At 33.8% G+C, this 20,009-nt stretch carries 16 protein-coding genes; 8 read left to right on the top strand and 8 right to left on the bottom strand.

The genetic code is table 11. From position 1 onward, the window contains the following. Positions 1–22: 22 nt before the first annotated feature. A complete protein-coding gene (locus A6I66_RS10505; RefSeq protein ID WP_067148890.1) occupies positions 23–802 on the top strand; it encodes an SDR family NAD(P)-dependent oxidoreductase in 780 nt (259 codons plus the stop codon). Positions 803–867: 65 nt separating this feature from the next. On the opposite strand, the gene A6I66_RS10500 is transcribed toward A6I66_RS10505, so the two are convergent. The 6 genes from A6I66_RS10500 to kdsA all read right to left on the bottom strand — a co-directional run bounded on the left by A6I66_RS10500 (position 868) and on the right by kdsA (position 5,365). Further along, on the bottom strand, positions 868–1,233 hold the full coding sequence (locus A6I66_RS10500; RefSeq protein WP_067148887.1) for a ribosomal maturation YjgA family protein: 366 nt from the start codon (positions 1,231–1,233) through the stop codon (positions 868–870). Between the two features lie 18 nt (positions 1,234–1,251). Further along, positions 1,252–1,545 (bottom strand): hypothetical protein, encoded by a 294-nt coding sequence (locus A6I66_RS16670; protein ID WP_157614181.1) that lies wholly within the window; start codon positions 1,543–1,545, stop codon positions 1,252–1,254. A gap of 186 nt (positions 1,546–1,731) precedes the next feature. Further along, positions 1,732–3,102 carry a cell envelope integrity protein CreD gene (gene creD, locus A6I66_RS10495; RefSeq protein WP_067148884.1) on the bottom strand — a complete coding sequence of 457 codons (1,371 nt, stop codon included), beginning with the start codon at positions 3,100–3,102 and terminating at the stop codon, positions 1,732–1,734. Between the two features lie 54 nt (positions 3,103–3,156). Next, positions 3,157–3,450 carry a winged helix-turn-helix domain-containing protein gene (locus A6I66_RS10490; protein ID WP_067148881.1) on the bottom strand — a complete coding sequence of 98 codons (294 nt, stop codon included), beginning with the start codon at positions 3,448–3,450 and terminating at the stop codon, positions 3,157–3,159. 69 nt (positions 3,451–3,519) lie between these two features. Then, complete coding sequence (locus A6I66_RS10485) at positions 3,520–4,128, bottom strand: hypothetical protein (protein WP_067148878.1); 609 nt, start codon at positions 4,126–4,128, stop codon at positions 3,520–3,522. 418 nt (positions 4,129–4,546) lie between these two features. After that, complete coding sequence (kdsA, locus tag A6I66_RS10480) at positions 4,547–5,365, bottom strand: 3-deoxy-8-phosphooctulonate synthase (RefSeq protein ID WP_067148875.1); 819 nt, start codon at positions 5,363–5,365, stop codon at positions 4,547–4,549. A gap of 263 nt (positions 5,366–5,628) precedes the next feature. On the opposite strand from kdsA, the gene A6I66_RS10475 reads away from it, so the two are divergent. The 7 genes from A6I66_RS10475 (at position 5,629) to A6I66_RS10445 (ending at position 18,172) form a co-directional block, all read left to right on the top strand. Continuing rightward, positions 5,629–6,489, top strand: a complete 861-nt coding sequence (locus A6I66_RS10475; protein WP_067148872.1) for a hypothetical protein — start codon at positions 5,629–5,631, stop codon at positions 6,487–6,489. After that, entirely contained in the window at positions 6,486–10,565 is a 4,080-nt protein-coding gene (locus A6I66_RS10470; RefSeq protein ID WP_067148869.1) for a T9SS type A sorting domain-containing protein, read from the top strand. The genes A6I66_RS10475 and A6I66_RS10470 overlap by 4 nt, the downstream gene beginning before the upstream one ends. A 70-nt stretch (positions 10,566–10,635) precedes the next feature. Next, positions 10,636–12,435, top strand: a complete 1,800-nt coding sequence (gene typA / locus A6I66_RS10465; RefSeq protein ID WP_067148866.1) for a translational GTPase TypA — start codon at positions 10,636–10,638, stop codon at positions 12,433–12,435. A 424-nt stretch (positions 12,436–12,859) separates the two neighbouring features. Continuing rightward, positions 12,860–14,176 (top strand): O-antigen translocase, encoded by a 1,317-nt coding sequence (locus A6I66_RS10460; RefSeq protein WP_067148863.1) that lies wholly within the window; start codon positions 12,860–12,862, stop codon positions 14,174–14,176. Positions 14,177–14,191: 15 nt separating this feature from the next. After that, positions 14,192–15,502: an O-antigen translocase gene (locus A6I66_RS10455; RefSeq protein ID WP_067148861.1), complete on the top strand. Its 1,311-nt coding sequence runs from the start codon at positions 14,192–14,194 to the stop codon at positions 15,500–15,502. Beyond that, the gene (locus A6I66_RS10450; RefSeq protein ID WP_067148858.1) at positions 15,492–17,093 is read left to right on the top strand and encodes a sulfatase-like hydrolase/transferase; all 1,602 of its coding nucleotides are present in this window, start codon (positions 15,492–15,494) and stop codon (positions 17,091–17,093) included. The genes A6I66_RS10455 and A6I66_RS10450 overlap by 11 nt, the downstream gene beginning before the upstream one ends. Further along, a complete protein-coding gene (locus A6I66_RS10445; RefSeq protein WP_067148855.1) occupies positions 17,090–18,172 on the top strand; it encodes a glycosyltransferase in 1,083 nt (360 codons plus the stop codon). The genes A6I66_RS10450 and A6I66_RS10445 overlap by 4 nt, the downstream gene beginning before the upstream one ends. Before the next feature lie 15 nt (positions 18,173–18,187). Here A6I66_RS10445 and A6I66_RS10440 read toward each other — a convergent pair whose 3' ends face one another. Together A6I66_RS10440 and A6I66_RS10435 are read right to left on the bottom strand one after the other, a co-directional pair. Continuing rightward, positions 18,188–19,123, bottom strand: a complete 936-nt coding sequence (locus A6I66_RS10440; protein ID WP_067148852.1) for a glycosyltransferase family 2 protein — start codon at positions 19,121–19,123, stop codon at positions 18,188–18,190. Between the two features lies 1 nt (position 19,124). After that, on the bottom strand, positions 19,125–19,985 hold the full coding sequence (locus A6I66_RS10435) for a glycosyltransferase family 2 protein (protein WP_067148849.1): 861 nt from the start codon (positions 19,983–19,985) through the stop codon (positions 19,125–19,127). Positions 19,986–20,009: the final 24 nt, after the last annotated feature.

Here is a 20,009-nt window from a genome sequence, read left to right as displayed (position 1 = left end):
TACTAAATAGAACAAAATAAGCATGAAAACAGCTTTGGTAACCGGAGCAGCATCCGGACTGGGATATGAACTCACCCTATTATTAGCAAAAGATCACTATAAGCTCATATTGGTTGATGTGAATCCAGAAGCATTAGAGCTAGCCAAAACCAATCTGTTACAGGATTTTAATGTGGAGGTCATCACGCTAGTAAAAGACCTAGCCGTTCCTAATGTGGCGGAAGACATTATGAAATCTATTGATTACCAACCTGTAGATGTGCTAATAAATAACGCTGGTTTTGGTTTGTTTGGAACCTTTGCCGAAACTGATTGGAAACGTGAATCGGCCATGCTACATGTGCATATTTTATCCGCCACACATTTAACCAAACTGGTATTAGAAGGCATGGTGAAACGCGGTTCGGGAAAAATTTTAAACATGTCCTCATTAGCAGCCTTTCAACCTGGGCCATTAATGTCTATTTACTATGCTTCTAAAGGTTACATGCTGTCTTTTTCTGAAGCCATCGCGAATGAATTAAAAGGCACAGGGGTTACCGTAACCGCAGTATGCCCTGGTCCGACACAAACGTCTTTTCAGCAAACCGTTTCGGAGAATACGACCGATAATAAAATTAAATTTAATATGGCTTGTGCTAAAAGTGTTGCCGAGTATGGTTACAAAGCCATGTTACAAGGGAAAAGCTATGCCATTCCTGGAGGCTTTAATAAGTTTTTAGCCATCTTGCCACGTTTTCTTCCGCGTAATACAGCTACTAACATTGTTAGAAAAATTCAAGCCAAAAATAGAAACGATTAAGATCGATTTTATAAAAAATTACCTAAATCTGCCTAAAAACTGTTTTTAGGTTTTTTACAAACCTACTAAACCCAAAAATCAATACATAAAACAGTTAGTATGCCTAGCGTATAAGCAACTAAATCGGAAGCATTAAATGTACTACCTAATATGATTTTTATAATGTGATTGTCTTGTAAATTAAAGACTTGTAAGATATTGATGAGTTGTAGGAATTCTATGAAAAATGCAAATACTAATACAGAAAAGGCTATTTTAAATTCATATCCCTTTATAAAACTTTTGAAAAAGTAATACAGTAATATAACAACTAGATAGTCGCCAAACGTGTAGCGTATAAATCCTGTTTTTATAAAGGTTGCGATTCCTACTTCTATTAAAAATAGGAGTATGGTGATTATGATATATGTTTTATTAAGGCTAAATGCCATGAGAATAAGTAGTTTTTTTTAATATTTAATGGTTATAACAATGAAAATGTAATAGCATGCGATTGGAATATTTAGAAGCATAATTCCACATGTTTTTAATAATTCTACACGGTGTTTATTATTTGCTATTATTGCTATCAGGTTTATAATAAATACCATTAAGTTGAATGATGTGGCTATTAAAACATATTGAAATCCGATGTCTTCTATGAGGTTCGAATGGTCAAAATATAGGAACAAGGAAAGTATTGTTGTCCCTATGATAAAGCTTAAAACAGCTGTGACTTTTCCTAAGTATATGAGGTTTTTCATTGGGAGTTACTGTTTGCGTTAATGATTGTAGCGGCATCCTTTTTTGTGCTTAGTTTAAAATTTTAAATTATTTCGAACTTAGATCTTGGTCACTTATTTGATGTGATACTGAAACAAGTTCGGCACAAGAAAGATATAGCGGAAAGCATGACCCCCGATTTTTCTCGGGGGTAACGCCCAAATTGATTATCCGTTATTCCAATCAATACGTCTTGAAACGAACATAACACTTGCTAAAATTAGGAATAGACCAATGCTTCCTACAAGTAACGCGTAGTTTTCTAACTGAATGATAACATATATAAAGGTGTATAATGCGGCTAAACTTAGACTTATGAACAGTGGAAACTTATATGTTTTTAAAATGGATTTAGCATATAACGTGATGAGTACGATTACTGAAGTGCCTGCGATAAGGTAGGCCTTTAAAAAGTTGCTGTGTTCTGATATGGAGACTAATAATGTGTAGAACATGGTTAGTGCAACTCCTATCATTAAATATTGAAAGGGGTGTATATTTATTTTGCTTAAGGTTTGTATTAAAAAGAATATCAAAAAGGTAAGCCCAATAACCAGAAAACCATATTTAGCAGAGCGTTCACTTTTTTGATATTCATCAACCATAACCATAAATTTAGTGCCAAAGGCAAATTGTTTTAAATTTGGGATGTTTTTTAAATGCTGTTGTGAAAATGCTCGGTTTATATGAAGTACCTTCCAGTCTGCCTTAAATCCATCTTTAGAAATTTGTTTGGTTTCATCGTTAGGGAGGTAGTTACCTATAAAACTGGGGTCGGCCCAGTTGGAAACCATTTGCATTTGTGTTGTTTTTCCAATAGGAATGAGTTGTATTTGTTTACTACCATTAAAAGTTATTGAAAAACTAAATTCTGTATTGTTATTCTGTAAATAATTTTCTTGATTTATATAATTCGATTCTAAAACGTCTAAATCGGTGTTTTTTCTTTCGTTTAGATTGGTTTCAAAGTTGTAGGTTTTGTTATTAAATTTTAATTGTATTTCGCTTTTAATGCCTTTTAAGTTGGAGGTTTCAATAATTACAGAGGCTTTATTCCAAATTATATCTTCGGGCTTAATGCCTTTGGACTCTAAATTAATTGGTGTATAATGTCCTGTAAAGTCCATTTTTGACGTAAAAACTGCCGATTCGAAATTGCCTCGATTTAATGTTTTTGAATTTACGTTAACGGAAGTATTAAGTTTTTCAGGGAAAATATAAGCATGTTTTATATGGGTTTGTGTTTCTTTTAAGTAGGTCTTTGTTATGTTATTGTATGTTTTAGTTTCCGTGTAACTCTTATATGGGATTTTTAGAATAGGACCGTACACCAAAACGTTGTTTCCCCATTTTTCGTTAATTTCATTAACCACATCTTTTTGTCTATAGGCTCTTTCTTCTATTAAATTTTTGATATACGATAGGGGAATTAATAGAATTATAACAAGGAAGCCTACCATAAGCATTCTTGTAGTAGCTGAATATTTTAACCAATTTCCAAATTTGTTGTTTTGAGATGTGTTTTCGGGTGTTTTCATAATTGCAAAATGTAAAGTACTTTGAAATTCAAAGTAAGTTGATAAATTTTTTTGTTATTGTTTATTTATTAATTTTTCAAGCGCTTCAATATGTTTTTTAAAAGCCATACTGCCTAGTTCGGTGGTAGAATAGCGGGTGTTTGGCTTTCTACCAATAAATTGTTTTTCCACTTTGATATAATCTGCTTTTTCTAAAGCTTTCGTGTGACTTGCAAGATTACCATCTGTGGCTTCTAATAATTCTTTCAGCATATTAAAATCGGCATACTCATTCACCATTAAAATTGACATGATGCCCAATCTAATTCTATGATCGAATACTTTATTTATGTTGGTTATAATGCTCATTTTTATGTTTTCAGTCTGAGAAGCTAGGGTGTTTACTGCTAGGTTTCGTGTTTTGGGTTTTAGATGAAATCAATTTTTATCATATTTAAAATGCATCCATGTGCCGTAAATTATATGGGCTACTCCAAAACCTAAAATCCACAACCAGAAACCGTAACCGGGCAGTAATGCTGCGATTAGCCCTAAAATGATTTCGGTAAAACCTAAATATCTAATATTTCCAATACTATATTTTGAGGCATTAATTAGCGCTAAACCATAAAAAATTAGCATGAGTGCACCGGTATGCCCGTATTTTCCTTGCCCTAAAATAATTAAAATATAAAGTCCGCCTGCTAATAATGGAATTATAAAGTTTATGACTAATCTTTTTGAGGTATTATCCCAGATTTTTGCACCGTTTCTTTTTGCTTTTTTTGTAGTAAGATAAATTCCTGTAATGATACTAAAAAAAGCAATTAAGAATAAATCGAGCATGGCCAAAGTAAATATTCTCCCATCAAGAATTAAATAGTCATTTCCTGAATTGTCAACTAACCAATATGCGATGGCGCCACCAATTAAAGCGTAAATACCAGCCATGATACCTGATAAACCACTTAGTGAAATAAAGCGAGATGACTTATTCATTAAGTCTTTAATCTCACTTATGTTTTTTAGATAATCTTTTGATTCCATATTAAAGTACTTTGAAATACAAAGTAAGTAAAATGTTTTGATATAAACATTATTATTTTTGATAAGTTTAAATGAAAAAGAGTGACTTTTAAGCGAGATAAATATAAAAGCCTGTTTATTAAATAGATACAGGAAATGTTCTTACCTGTAGACTAGAGCTGTTAGTAACAAAAAGTCAGAGTTTCAAAGTAATAAAGTCTCAGAAGTACTAGATTAGTTTAAGAAGTTCACTATGGCGAGGCTCTGGCCTAAAACATACGGCCTAATGCTTTAAGCCTATATCTGCTAATGTCCTTCGGCAAGCTCAGGATGATTGTTTTTGATAAACACTATTAAAATACAGAGTTCCTAAATTTACCTCTGTAGCTTTGAAACTCTGTATCTATGAAACTTTACGCTTTGGAAACCTACATAAATTCTACAAAGCATTAATCGTTTTTCTAATGGCAACTAAATTGGTTAAAAGCCCTTCTAAATTATCCAAATGAAGCATGTTGGCTCCATCACTTTTAGCATTTGCAGGGTCGAAATGGGTTTCAATAAACAAACCATCAACGTTATTAACGATTCCAGCTCTTGCTATGGTTTCAATCATATCGGGTCTACCGCCAGTAACTCCAGCCGATTGATTCGGTTGTTGTAAGGAATGTGTCACATCTAAAACCGTTGGCGCGTACTCGCGCATGGTAGGAATACCTCTAAAGTCTACAATCATATCTTGGTAACCAAACATCGTACCTCTATCGGTAATCCATGCTTTATTACTACCAGCATCTATTACTTTTTGTACGGCGTGTTTCATAGCTTCCGGACTCATAAACTGGCCTTTTTTCAAATTAACCACTTTACCTGTTTTTGCCGCTGCAACAACCAAATCGGTTTGACGCACCAAAAATGCCGGAATTTGTAGTACATCTACATATTCCGCAGCCATAGCAGCATCTGTTACTTCATGAATATCGGTAACCGTTGGGACATCAAAAGTTTCCGAAACCTTTTTTAAAATCTTTAAAGCCATTTCATCTCCAATGCCTGTAAAACTATCAATTCTACTGCGGTTAGCTTTTTTGAAACTCCCTTTAAAAACATAAGGTATTTCTAACTTGTTAGTGATGTTCACAACTTTTTCGGCAATACGCAGTGCCATGTCTTCACTTTCAATAGCACATGGGCCACAAAGCAAAAAGAAGTTATTAGAATTGGTGTGTTTTAACTTAGGAACGTCGTTAAGGTTCATAGACTTCATTTTTTATGCGGCAAATTTACGCATTAAATACCTTTCTATTAAACTATATTATTTAAACTTTAAATTTTACTGTCCCCATAGAAATTCAGGGGTTGAGGTTGTTTGAAAAGGCTTAAATAACTTGAATGTTATCTAAAAGTGATGAGATGTATTATTTCATAGTCCGATTTAACGACTTTAGGTAACCTACTCTTAATTTATTCTTAATAACACATAACCGGGTTTATTAGTTTCTAATTCTAATTTTGGCGGTCATGAAACAGTATTTATTTTATTTAAAATTGAGTGTCTTTTTTGTGTTCTTTGGAAGAGCTTATCAATTTTTCTTTTTTGGAGCTCCGTTTAGAGCCTTGTTGTGGGACGAAAGTTTATTAACACCTATTGTTGAAGGGTTTTTTAATATGTCATGGCAAGATTATGCCACGAGCGCAGCGGTTAATAACAGTATTGAAAGCTTTACGAAATTCGGGGCATTTATTTTTCTTCTAGGAGCTTTATTGAGCTTGTTTTGGGAACGTATCAAGTTTGAGGTCTTAAAAAGGACTATTATAATACTTGGCACTTTGCTGTTAGTTATAATAGGGATATGTCTTACCAAAGAAAAAAGTTACGATCCGCTTCAATTTTTTGAGTTGTCTATTCAAATAGCAGCTCCTATAGCATTATTGTTTTCTGGTGATTTGGAAGCTTCAAATAAGAAAAGCACACTGCTGTGGTTAAAAATAGCCATTGCATTAACATTTATTCCACACGGCCTTTTTGCAATGGGTTTAATTTATGTGCCAGGGCACTTTATAGATTTAACGATTTCCATTCTAAAAGTTACCGAAACTCAAGCCAAGTATTTTCTGTTTACCGTGGGCTTTTTAGATGTGGTAGCATCTGTTTTAATATTTCTACCCAAACTCTCAAAATATGCCTTTATGTATATCATAGTTTGGGGATTTTTAACCGCTTTCGCACGGGTAATTGTTGGTGTTAATAGTCACTTTTTCTTAAGCACATTACATAATTCTGCCTTTTTAACCATATATCGAATACCTCATGGTTTACTGCCATTGGCAACATTTACACTATTTAAAATTACAAACAACCATCAAAATATTATCAAATGAACCTAAAATTACTTTTTACAACATTTTGTTTATTAGTGTTTAACTTATGTTTAAATGCTAACAACGACAAGTATAGACTCATACTTGTTGATGACCCAGCAACAACAATAACCGTTGCTTTTAATCAGATTTCGGGTGAAAATCCTACGGTGCATTATGGTACTGTAGATCAAGGTACCAATGCCGCAATGTATTCGTTTTCTAAAACGGTTGACCATGAGACCACAGCAAAAGGCATGCATAACATGTTTGTAAACCTATCGGGGTTAACTCCAGACACCATTTACTATTTTGTTGTAAATGACAGTGAAGGGGTGAGCCAACGCTTTTGGTTTAAAACAGCACCAAGTGATAATAGCAGGTTGTTTTTTATAGCTGGAGGCGATTCTCGAAACAATCGTGTGCCTCGTCAAAATGCCAATATATTAGTAAGCAAGTTAAAACCACATGCGGTGTTGTTTGGAGGTGATATGACAGATGATGACACTAATACCGAATGGCAAGATTGGTTTGATGATTGGCAGTTAACAACCGCAACCGATGGACGAATGATTCCAATTATCCCTTCACGAGGAAATCATGAAGGTGCTAATTCTATTTTCGAGCTCTTTAATACACCAACCAGCGATTCATATTACGGTTTAACTTGGGGAAATAATTTAATTAGAACCTATACCTTGAATTCAGAAATTTCTGTTTTAGGAGACCAATTAACATGGTTAGAAAACGATTTAGCTGCGTCAAGCCAGCTAACTTGGAAAATGGCACAGTACCATAAACCCATGCGTCCTCATACTTCTGGAAAATCTGAAGGTAATAATATTTATAACGCTTGGGCGCAGTTATTTTATGATGAGGATGTGCGCTTGGTCGTTGATTGCGATTCGCATACCGCTAAAACAACTTGGCCAATAAAACCATCAAGCGAGGAAGGTCATGATGAAGGTTTTGTGATCGATGAAAAGAAAGGAACTGTTTACACTGGAGAAGGTTGTTGGGGCGCACCTTTACGTACCAACAATGATGATAAAAGTTGGACAAGAAGTTCAGGAGCTTTTAATCAATTTAAATTGATTTTTGTTGATGAACAAAAAATTGAATTAAGAACCATAGATATTAATAACGGGCAAGAGGTTACAGAATTAAGTACGGCTAATGATAATCCTTTTGTTTTACCAGATAATTTAAATGTTTTTACACCAGACACAGGAGCTGTTGTTGTTATTTCTAATGAAAATGAAATAGACAATCCGTGTCCAATAGTTGGAACAGTTTGCGACGATGGTACTTATGCTACTGTAAGTGATGAGGAAAATGGATATTGTGAGTGTGAAGGTTTACCTACCGAAAAACTGGAAGAACTTACTGTGCCTGTAGCTGCAAGTAGTGACGATGCTGAAGAGAATCAATCAGGTGTAGTTTCTTTAGATAGCGCTACTTTAGAGCTTATTCATGATGCAGACGATCAAGTAATAGGTATACGTTTTGATCAAGTACAAATCCCTAAAGGTTCGACCTTGTATCGTGCATATATTCAATTTCAAACGGAAGATGCTATGGCTCAGGATGCATCCAACTTAGTAATTCATGGCGAATTGGCAGAGGCGAGTGCAACATTTACTACAGCATCTAATAATATAACGTCGCGATCTCTTACGGCTAATAGTATCGCTTGGAATTCTATTCCATTATGGGATGCGGTTGGCGAAACGGGAATAAATCAACGTACGCCTTATGTAACGAGCATTGTTCAAGAAATTGTTTCACAATCGGGATGGGTTACGGGTAATGCGATAACCTTTATGTTTTCAGGATCTGGAAAACGTGTTGCAGAATCTTTCGATGGTCTTGCAGCACCAGTTTTAAAATTATTTTATCAAGAACCATGTCCTGCTGTAGGAACGCCTTGCGATGATGGTGATGATACAACAACCATAGATTTAGAAGATGGTAATTGTAATTGCGTTGGAATTAAGGAAGAGGATACAGTATCCTTTCAAGTAAATTCTCGCGAAGATGATGCGGAACAAGCAGAAACCGGTGTGGCGATGTATATTGATAGTTCGGATTTAGAGTTGGTTTACGATTCTTTTGCCGATCAATTTAATCAAACCGTAGGGATTCGATTTAATAATATTACGGTACCTCAAGGGGCTGTCATTTTAAATGCTAATATTCAGTTTACTGTAGATGAAACGGGAAGCGATCCTACAAGCTTAATCATAACAGGTGAACAAACAAATCATAGTATTGCTTTTACAGAAACGAATAGTGATATTGCTAATAGAACTAAAACAAGCGCCTTTGTAAATTGGTTAGATGTGCCAGCATGGGAAAATGTAAACGATGCAGGTGAAGCTCAAAAAACACCAAATTTAAATAGTATTGTACAAGAAATTGTGGATCAGCCAGGTTGGAGTCCGTTTAATGCCATGTCATTTTTCATTACTGGAACAGGAAAAAGAACCGCAGAGGCTTTTGATGGTGATCAAGAAGATGCGCCCGTTTTAATCATTGAATATGCCTTAGTAAATAACTGTCCGGTGATTGGTACTCCTTGTGATGATGGTGATGCTCTAACGATAAACGATGAAGAAGATGGTTTTTGTAACTGTGTTGGTGTTCCCGATGATGTTAAAGAAGATTCGCTTTCAGTATTGTCGTCTAGTGATGATGCCGAAGAGTTTTTATCAACAGGTGTAGTTGATGTATCAAGTACAGATTTAGAGTTTATACACGATGGTGAAGATCAAGTGGTGGGGGTACGTTTTAATAATGTACAATTTCCAGATGGTGGGACACTTCATAGAGCTTATATTCAGTTTACTACGGATGAAGATGACATGGATCAAGATCCAACCAATTTAATGATTCATGGCGAGTTGGCTCCAGCGAGTGCTACATTTACATCAGATTTAAATAATATTTCATCTCGTGCGCTTACAAGTAATGCCGCACTTTGGAATACAGTTTCTTTATGGGAAACAGTGGGCGAAGCAGGTATAAACCAACGCACGCCGTATGTAACAGATATTGTACATGAAATAGTTTCTCAACAAGACTGGATGCCAGGTAACGCTGTGACGTTTATTTTCTCAGGTTCAGGAAAACGTGTGGCAGAGGCTTTTGATGGATCAGCAGCTCCGATATTAAAATTGTTTTATCAAACACCATGTGCGCCTAAAGGCACGCTTTGTGATGATGGCGATGATAGCACCATGTTCGATATTGAAGATGGAAATTGTAACTGTGTAGGGATTTCTGAAAGCGGAAGTTTAGAGTATGTTGTAAACAACGCCAATAATGATGCTGAAGAAGAAGTTTCTACGGGAGAAATGGATATAACTAGCACCGATTTGGAATTAATCGCCGAAAGTGGTTCAACAAATCAATTGGTAGGTATTAGATTTACAGATATTCATTTACCTGAAAACACATTAATAACAAACGCTTACATCCAATTTACGGTTGATGATGATAATGACGATGCTACAAGCTTAATCATTAAAACAGAATTGCATCCTAATTCTGAAGCTTTTGCAGCTACTAATGGTAATATATCTTCAAGAACGTTAGGGGTATCTAGCGTGGCTTGGGATAATATTCCATCATGGACCACCGAAGAAATAGGTCGTTCGGAGGAAAGCCATAGGACTCCAGATTTAAAAGCACTAGTTCAAGAAGTGATTGACCAATCAGGATGGGAGATTTTAAATGCCATAACTTTTGTAATCTCAGGAAGTGGAGAGCGTGAAGCCGAAGCTTTTGATGGAACAGCGGCACCACGTTTGGTTATCGAATATACTACAGCAAGCTTATCGGTAAATAACGATTTTGTTGGTCAAGAATTGGTGTTGTATCCTAATCCTGTATTAGATGTACTTACAATAAAAGCAAGTGAGTCTATTAATGAATTACAAGTTTTTGATATCAGTGGTAAACTTGTAAAAAACAAAATAATAACAGGAAAAGCATTAGAATATACCTTAGATTTAAAAACGCTACAAAACGGGATTTACTTTTTGCAGGTTAAAGCTGGGGATACTAAGCAGATGCGAAAAATTATTAAAAAATAATAAAAACAATAATTGTAATAAAATAAGTAAAATGTTAAGTACATTTGCATGCTCAAATTAAGGCACTTTTATGGCTACTATTAAAAATATTGCAATTATTGCACACGTAGATCACGGTAAAACTACGTTAGTTGACAAGATCATGTATCATTGTCAGTTATTTCGTGAAAACGAAAACACAGGAGATTTAATTCTTGATAATAACGATTTAGAACGTGAAAGAGGTATTACAATTACTTCTAAAAACGTTTCTGTTATCTATAAGGATACTAAAATTAATATCATTGATACACCAGGTCACGCCGATTTCGGAGGTGAAGTAGAACGTGTTTTAAACATGGCTGATGGTGTATTATTATTAGTTGATGCCTTTGAAGGACCTATGCCACAGACGCGTTTTGTACTTCAAAAAGCTATTGACTTAGGTTTAAAACCATGTGTGGTTGTAAACAAAGTTGATAAGGAAAACTGTACACCTGATGATGTACATGAAAAAGTTTTCGATTTGATGTTCGAATTAGGTGCTGAAGAATGGCAATTAGATTTCCCTACAGTGTACGGTTCTGCAAAGAATAACTGGATGAGTGACGATTGGCAAAAGCCAACTGATAATATCGAACCATTATTAGATATGGTAATCGAGCATATTCCAGAGCCTAAAATTGAAGAAGGTACAACGCAAATGTTAATTACGTCTTTAGATTTCTCTTCTTTTACAGGACGAATCGCTATTGGACGTTTAACACGTGGTGAGCTTAAAGTAGGTCAGAACATCTCTCTAGTGAAACGCGATGGCAGTATCGTTAAAAATAAAATTAAAGAACTTCATGTATTTGAAGGACTTGGACGTATAAAAGTAGACGAAGTTCAAACGGGTGATATCTGTGCGATTGTTGGATTAGAAGGTTTTGAAATTGGTGATACGGTTGCCGATTTTGAAAATCCTGAAGGTTTAAAAACCATTGCTATCGATGAGCCTACTATGAGTATGTTATTCACAATTAACGATTCACCTTTCTTTGGGAAAGATGGAAAGTTTGTAACGTCTCGTCATATTAAAGACCGTTTAACAAAAGAGCTTGAGAAAAACTTAGCTTTACGAGTTAACGAAACTGATAGTGCTGATAAATTCATGGTTTTTGGTCGTGGGGTACTGCATTTATCTGTTTTAATTGAAACGATGCGTCGTGAAGGTTACGAACTTCAAATTGGACAACCACAAGTAATCATTAAAGAAATTGATGGTGTTAAATGTGAGCCTGTTGAAGAGATGACTATCGATTTACCTGAAACTGTTTCTGGTAAAGCTGTAGAAATGGTAACCATGCGTAAAGGTGAAATGTTAAGTATGGAAGCTAAAGGTGACCGTATGGTTTGTGAGTTTATTATTCCTTCAAGAGGGATTATCGGACTTAGAAATCAATTATTAACGGCTACGGCTGGTGAGGCGATTATGGCACACCGTTTTAAAGAGTATCAACCATTAAAAGGTGGTATTCCAGAACGTCAAAACGGATCGTTAGTATCTATGGAAAAAGGACAAGCGATTCCTTACTCTATCGATAAATTACAAGATCGTGGTAAGTTTTTCGTAGATCCAGGTGAAGATATTTATGAAGGTCAAGTTATTGGTGAAAACTCACGTGGTGATGATATGACGGTTAACGTAACGAAAACTAAAAAGTTAAGTAACGTACGTTCTTCTGGTGCCGATGATAAAGCTAAAATTGTACCTGCTATTAAGTTTTCTCTAGAGGAAGCTTTAGAGTATATCCAGAAAGATGAGTATGTTGAGGTAACACCAAACTTCTTACGTATTCGTAAAATCTACTTAACAGAGGTTGAACGTAAAAGAAATAAATCAATATAATAGATAGATGGAATTTTTAGGAATCGCTTGGGTAGAATGGCTTGGCTATCTTGCTATGGCTGTCCTTTTGATTTCCTTCCTAATGACATCTGTTAAAAAATTACGAATAGTAAACTCCGTTGGGTGTTTACTATTCGTGTTTTATGGCATAGCCTTAAGTCCTTCTTCATTACCCATTATTATTACCAATTCAGCGATCTGCTGTATTAATATTTACTATCTGTATTTTCGAAAAAGCTAGTAATTTAAACGCTTTAACTCTAGCTGTTTTATCAACTTCAAAAGAACCCTTATAATTTAAATGATTTTGTATATTTGGTTTCTTATAAATTGATAATAGACCAATAATTAGTCTTTTTATGTGTTAATCACACAAGAGGAGTGTGATTAAAATATCAATTAATTAACCAAACCAAACCATTAATTGAAGGAATTAATAGACTATATAAAAAGCAAGGTTTTAGTAAAAATTGCTTCCTTACAAATTTTTGCCGTATTCACAAGAATTGTAGCCGGACTATTAACCTCTAAAGCTATTGCCGTATTTATTGGAGCCGAAGGATTAGCACTAATTGGGAATTTACGCAATTTTGTGCAAGCTTCCCAAACAGTGGCGTCTGGTGGGCTTTATAAAGGCATTGTTAAATATGTAGGTAAGTTTAATGACAGTATCTCCGAGCTCAGTAAAGTTATTTCCTCGGTTTTTTACGCTGGGTTTGTGTGCACCGTTATGGTGTGTTTTTTTTGCTACCTCAAGGCAGATTGGATTAATGACCTGGTCTTTCCCAATTATAACGATTATGCCTATGTGATTAAAATCTTCGCCATAGCTTTACCTTTTTATATTCTGAATATGTTTTCATTTTCAATAATGAACGGATTTTCAAAATATAAAATCCTAATTGTAATTAATATTATTGGCCAGATTTTAAGTGTTTCTATTACTCTAATATTAATTTTCCAAAACAAAATCGATGGCGCTCTGATATCGGTGGTTATTTCTGAATCATTAATCTTTCTTATTACCTTAGTGGGTATTATTAATAGACGTAGTTTAGTGCCGCTCATTAAGGCTAGTATGTTTAGTTTTGGGTACTTGAAAAAAATGCACATGTTTGTGCTTATGGCTTTTTTTTCAGGGGTGTTATTACCTTTAGTAGCGCTTGCTATTCGAACACATATTATTGAAAACATAGGCTATAAAGATGCAGGTTTTTGGGAGGCTATGATGCGAGTTTCAAAGTACTATTTAATGTTTGTGACGGCGTTAATCACCCTTTATCGATTACCCCGATTTTCGGAATTCAAGGAGGTCATTCAATTTAAAAAGGCTGTGATTCGTTTTTATAAGCGTATGATTCCTTTTCTAGTCATCGGACTTTTTCTAATTTATCTGCTTAGAAAATATATAGTGCTAGTAGTTTTTACCGATGAGTTTCAGCCTGTAGAAGATTTATTTTTATGGCAGTTACTAGGTGATTTTATTAAAGTTTTGTCCATTGTAATTGCTTATCAATTTTTGGCAAAAAAAATGTTTTGGCATTATGTATTAACCGAAGCCTTTTTAATGATTACGTTGTATAGTTCGAGTATCTATTTTATTAATTTATTTAATGGTATTCAAGGGGCCGTTATTGCGCATTTTGTGAGTTATTTGATGTACTTTGGTATCGTTTTACTCATCTTTGGAGGCTCACTTTTTGGTGTTGAAGGAGGGGGAGATAAACGAAGACAAATTTAAAAGATCTTAATTAGCATGTTTAAAGGGGGACTTAATAAGCTTAAATCTAATGAACTTATTCGGGTGGCATCTGTAAACTCTTTAAGTGTTTTAGTTAGATTAATAACAGGTTTTGTAATTTCTAAATTTACGGCTATTTTCATTGGTCCTTCAGGTATGGCCATGACTGGAAATTTATCCAACTTCACACAGTCGGTCGAAAATTTATCCTCTTTAGGTTTTAAAAATGGCATCATTAAATATGTTTCAGAATATAAAGACGATCCGGATGAATTTAAAAAAATAGTGTCTTCAGGATTTTTTGTAGCGCTGTCTATCGGTTTGCTGTTATCCTTCGTCTTATTGGTGTTTTCTAATACATTTAGCGTGTTTGTCTTCAATACCAAAACGTACACCTATTTGTTTAGGGTTTCAGCGTTTATGGTGCCCTTATTTTCCTTACAAGTTTTTTTTATCGCTATATACAATGGTTTAAAACAGGTTCATGTTATCGTTCTTATAAATATAATAGCAGCCATTGCGACAGCCATATTAATTATTTATTTGATGTACATCAATCAGTTGCAAGGCGCGCTTCTTGCCATGGTTATGACTCCTTTTGTATTGTTTGCAACCCTTTTTTTTAAGTATAAATTACTTATAAAAATTTTTAAAAGTATTTCGATAGTTTCGGTTTCAAAAGATTTTTTTTTAAAGATTGTATCTTTTTTTTCAATGACACTGTTTTCTGGAATCATGGCTCCTTTGGTCTATTTAGGTATTCGAAATTATGTTATAGAGCACATAGGGGTAGATCAAGCAGGTTATTGGGAAGGCATGCGAAAAATTTCAAACTATTTTATGCTCTTTGTATTCTCATTGTTTCAGATGTATGTGTTGCCCGAGCTTTCTCAAAAAAACAGCCGTTTAAGATTGGTGGTATTTAACTTTTATAAAACAGTATTGCCAGTAGTTCTGGTCTGTTATTTGGCCATTTATTTTTTGAGGTATTTCATCATAAAAATAGTGCTCACAGAAGCGTTTTTGCCTATGCAAGATTTGTTTTTATGGCAGTTGTTAGGCGATTTTTTCAGAATTATGTTTTTGGTAATTTCATATCAGTTTTTAGCCAAGAAAATGGTATGGCCCTATATCCTTTGTGAAGTTATTTATATGTCGCTTATTTATTTTATTAGCATTTATTTTATTGATTTGTTTGGAATAAAGGGTGTTGTACAAGCACATACTTTGGCTTGTTTTGTCTATTTGCTCGTTTTATTATTTGTGTTTAAAAAGCCTTTATTTAGGAAACAAGATATCATTCAATCAACAGATTATGAAGACTAAAAATGCCCATTTCTATATTGCTATTTTACTACCTATTCTCACTGGTTTTATTTTTGAAATAGGTTATAGTCACATTTATGTAGAACGCTTTTACAACTTCTTAGAAAATATTTTATTTGCTTTTATTCTAAGCATTCCTATAAGTGGTATAGCGAGTCAAAAATTCAGGTTTTTATATGCCAAGTTTGTTTTCTTAGGTATAGTCTTTATGGTTAGTTTTGAAACGGGCTATTATTTAATTTTCAATTCTAAATTTAATGCCTCATCGGTGTTTGTGTTTATGCAAACCAATACTCAAGAAGCCAAAGAGTTTTTAGATTTTTATATAGATGCTCGGGTAATGTTTTTATTGACGGTATTGATGGGAATTACGGTGTTCTTTTTCTTTTCTTTTAAGCGTTTTTTTAACCCTACGACCATAATAAAGACTAAAAGAAATCGAATTTTTCTGTTTTTGGGATTGTCAGTAGGACTAATGTTAGTGAGTTATACGCGACGCGAAAACTTACCTTTTATTGTGGCTAAAGCGGTTTATGATTTAAAGCGAGATTCTTTTTATGACAATGATAATTATTTTCAAGATCGGCTAGGACCTTTTAGCGCTACAGCTACCGAAAACTCAAAAAAGATTATTACTATTGTTATAGGGGAGTCAACGTCAAGAAGACATATGCAACTCTATGGTTATTATCGAAAAACAACTCCTAGATTATCAGCCATGAAAGATGATTTAGTGGTTTATAACGATGTTATTAGTCCGAATGCCCTAACCGTAGAAACTCTAAAAAAGGCATTAACCATCGATGTTGATGATAAAAAAGGATCTATAGTGCAACTGTTAAATAGTAGAGGTTTTAAAACCTACTGGATATCCAATCAAAACCCGATAGGAGTTTTTGAGAGTTTTGTTTCAAAAGTAGCTAAAGCCTGTGATAAACAAGAGTATTTAACCACATCGACGTATATGGATAATAAAATTTTTGATGAAAAGATATTGTCTTATCTGGAAAATGTTATGGCAGATGAAGGAGATAAAAAAGTCGTGTTTATTCATTTACAAGGGACTCATTTTAATTATAAATACCGGTTCCCAAAGGCATTTGAACACTTTAATACAGAACCCAAATCGGTTTTTTCGGGAAAGGAAGTGAATTCAACTATAAACAATTACGATAATGCGGTTTTATATAACGATTATGTTGTTTCCTCCTTTATTGAAGCCTTAAAAAAACAAGAATTAAATAGTGCTTTGTTATATTTTTCCGATCACGGTGAGGAAGTTTACGATACTATGGATTTTGTTGGTCATACCGACGATGTGGGCTCGCTTCCTATGTTCGAAATACCTTTTGTTTTGTGGCAATCGCAAACTTTTAAAAATTTAAATCACGATAGTTTTGTTAGGAATTCTGATCGGCCCTACCAAACGAATGCCTTATATCATAGCATTGCCCACCTCTGTCAGGTTACCGATACATCAGTGAACTTAGAAAAGAGTATTTTTAGTGAAACATTTAAAAAGGCGCGTCGTAATATTTTAAATGGAAAGAATTACGACTCGTTGGTACAAAAGGCAAATATCAAGTTGTGAAAATCTGTATTATAACACCATCATTAGGCATAGGAGGCGCTGGTAAATCGGCTGCCATGCAATCTATTATGCTCTCTAATTTGGGATACGATGTTTCCATAGTCCCCATTAGCAATCATGTGAGTTACAATTATAACGGGAAGTTGTTTAATCTTGGGCAATTTAAAGATGATAGTAAAAATACCTTTTCAGATAAAATTGACCGCACCAAAATTTTAAGAAAATACCTTGTAAAAAATCAATTTGATTTTATCATAGATAATCGAATGCGTACCAATAGTATTCTTAACGAAATTGCTATGTGTAAATACGCTTATAGAGGTTTTAAGGTTATTTATGTTGTTCATAGTTTTTCGTATATCAAGGAAGTTGCAGCACAGCCTAAATTGAAAAAATGGTTGTTAAATAATGCCTATAAAATAGTTGCCGTAAATAAAAAGTTGCAAGCCTTAGTAAACGATATTCATTTGAATAAAGAGGTGGTCTGTATTGAAAATGCAGTGGATTTAAATGATTTAAAAGAAAAGGGAACTGTTCGTTTAAATATTAATTTCCCCTATATTTTATTTTGCGGCAGATTGGAAGAGCATTGCAAAAACTTAAGCCTGCTGATTCAGGCATACGCGAAATCAGAAATTTTTAAAACAGGTGTTAAATTGATGCTTTTGGGAGATGGTTTAGATAAGCCGTTTTATGAAAAGCTTGTAAAAGATTTGAGTTTAGATGATAAAGTGGTTTTTGAATCTTTCAATGAGAACCCCTATGTCTACATGAAAAATGCTATTTGTACTGTTTTAACCAGTTTTTACGAGGGATTTCCAATGGTTTTAATCGAGTCTTTGGCTGTTGGTACGCCTGTATTCGCCATAGATTGCTTGACTGGCCCTTCTGATATTATTGATGATGGTGTTAATGGTATCTTATTAAAGTCGTACGATGAAAAGGAAGTTTCTCAGGCTTTAAGAACTATGGTGTTTAACACCGAATTGGTTCAAATGTTTAAAAGCCAAGCGGTACCAAGTGTGCAAAAATTTGACATTGAACATATTGCGGAAAAATGGAAAATGTTGTTAAAATAGCACTTCAAGCAAAACTTATCTGTAAAGATGGAAAAATACGCCCATATGGTCCAAGCTGTTTTTTAGTTTGTATAAATGTTTTATAAAAATAGAAGGTAATCCATAAAGCCATTTTTGTTTCGAGTTTAGATTTTTTTTATTGATAGCCTTGTATATGGAATGGCTTAGAGCTTGCTGATTGTGTAATTTATAATCTAATGCCATAGCGTATCGATTCATATCCATGTACTTGTGGAATGCACTGTTGTTTTCTTCTTGCTTTTTAAACTTATCTAAAATGAAAATACGGCCTTTTGTGTGTTGACTTTTAGAAAGACTGTTGGCATATTTAACAAATTTGGAACTAATGGCATTACTAATGACAATATCGTGTTTTAAGGCGATTTGAATCCATAAATAGGTATCTTGCCCAGATTTTAAATTCGTGTCAAAGAAATTAACCTCGCTAAAAATATGCTTAGGAATAACCGCAGCAGATGTGTGAATAATAGGATCAAAAAGGTTTGAACTAAAAAAATCGGTAATGGGACCTCTATATAACTCAGGTATATCTTTTAATTTTGATTTTTTTGCAATTTTATTTTTAAACACGAACTCGTAACGACTGCAATACAAACCTTTATTGGGGAAATCTACAATTAAATCATGCATGGTTTGTAAATGGTTGGGGTACCATTGGTCGTCAGCGTCTAATAGTGCAATATAATTAGACGAAGCATTTTTGATTCCTAGGTTTCTTGCAAACGATACGCCTTGATTTTCTATTGAGTAAAGTTTAATTCTTGGGTCATTAAGAGTTTGTACAATCGCTATGCTGTTATCTTGTGATCCATCATTTATTATGATGATCTCAAAATTTTTGAAGGTCTGATTAAAAACACTTAATAATGTAGCTTCAATATATTTTTCCTTATTATAAAGCGGAATTACTACAGAAAAGTACGGAGTCATTTTATTTTTTTAATGTGCATAAATATCCAAGTTTATAAAAATCATAAAATATGAGTGATGGATAAGAAGAGTTAAAATTTAATATTAAGACAGGTTTAAATATTTTATAACAAATGGCAATAGTTTTTTTTAGCTTTAATTTTTCAATCTTTTTATAAATGATAGAAAGCTTATAAGATTCGATTGGTAGTTTTTTTGTTTCAAGTAAATAAAGTAAATTTTCTATTGACTCTTCACTTTTAGAAATAAAAGTATTTGCACTATCCTCACAGTCATGAATAACAGGGTTCGGAATTTGTAAAATTTTAATATTATTTGATAATAAGTTATTAAAAAATACTACGTCTTCACAACCATATTTTTTTAAACTCTCATCAAAAGGGTGTTTGGAAAAAACACTTTTTTTGATAAGAAAATTAGACGAGCAAAATACTTTGTTGTTGTTTATGCTTTCTCTTTTTTTTGTGTACAACCACCTAAGTTTAAAGGGCTTTTTGGGAGCAACAGCCTTGTGAGTCATTCCTCCAATAACAATGTTTTTGTTTAGATATTTTAAATAGTTTTTTATGTAATCATTGCTTTTGGGAAGCGTCCCTGCATCAATAAACAATAGATTTTCATATTGCGCTTTTTGTGCCAATAAATTCCTTATCGCGCTTCTACCTATATTATTTTTTAGTGCTTCAAACTTGCAATGCTCAAATTTATTTAGACTACTGTTTTTTTTGTTTAGTAAAGATTTTGAGCCATCATCTAGAACTATAATTTCAAAATCAATCTTTGCTTCTAAAATTTGTTTTCGAACCTCTAACACTAAGGAGACTATATCGTAGTTAAAAGTTGGGATGAGAATAGATAGCATGCTGAATGAAAAATAACGTAAAAA

It is taken from the genome of Pseudotamlana agarivorans, from assembly GCF_001642835.1.
Lineage (GTDB): Bacteria > Bacteroidota > Bacteroidia > Flavobacteriales > Flavobacteriaceae > Pseudotamlana > Pseudotamlana agarivorans.
This window is presented reverse-complemented; position numbering and strand designations above follow the sequence as displayed.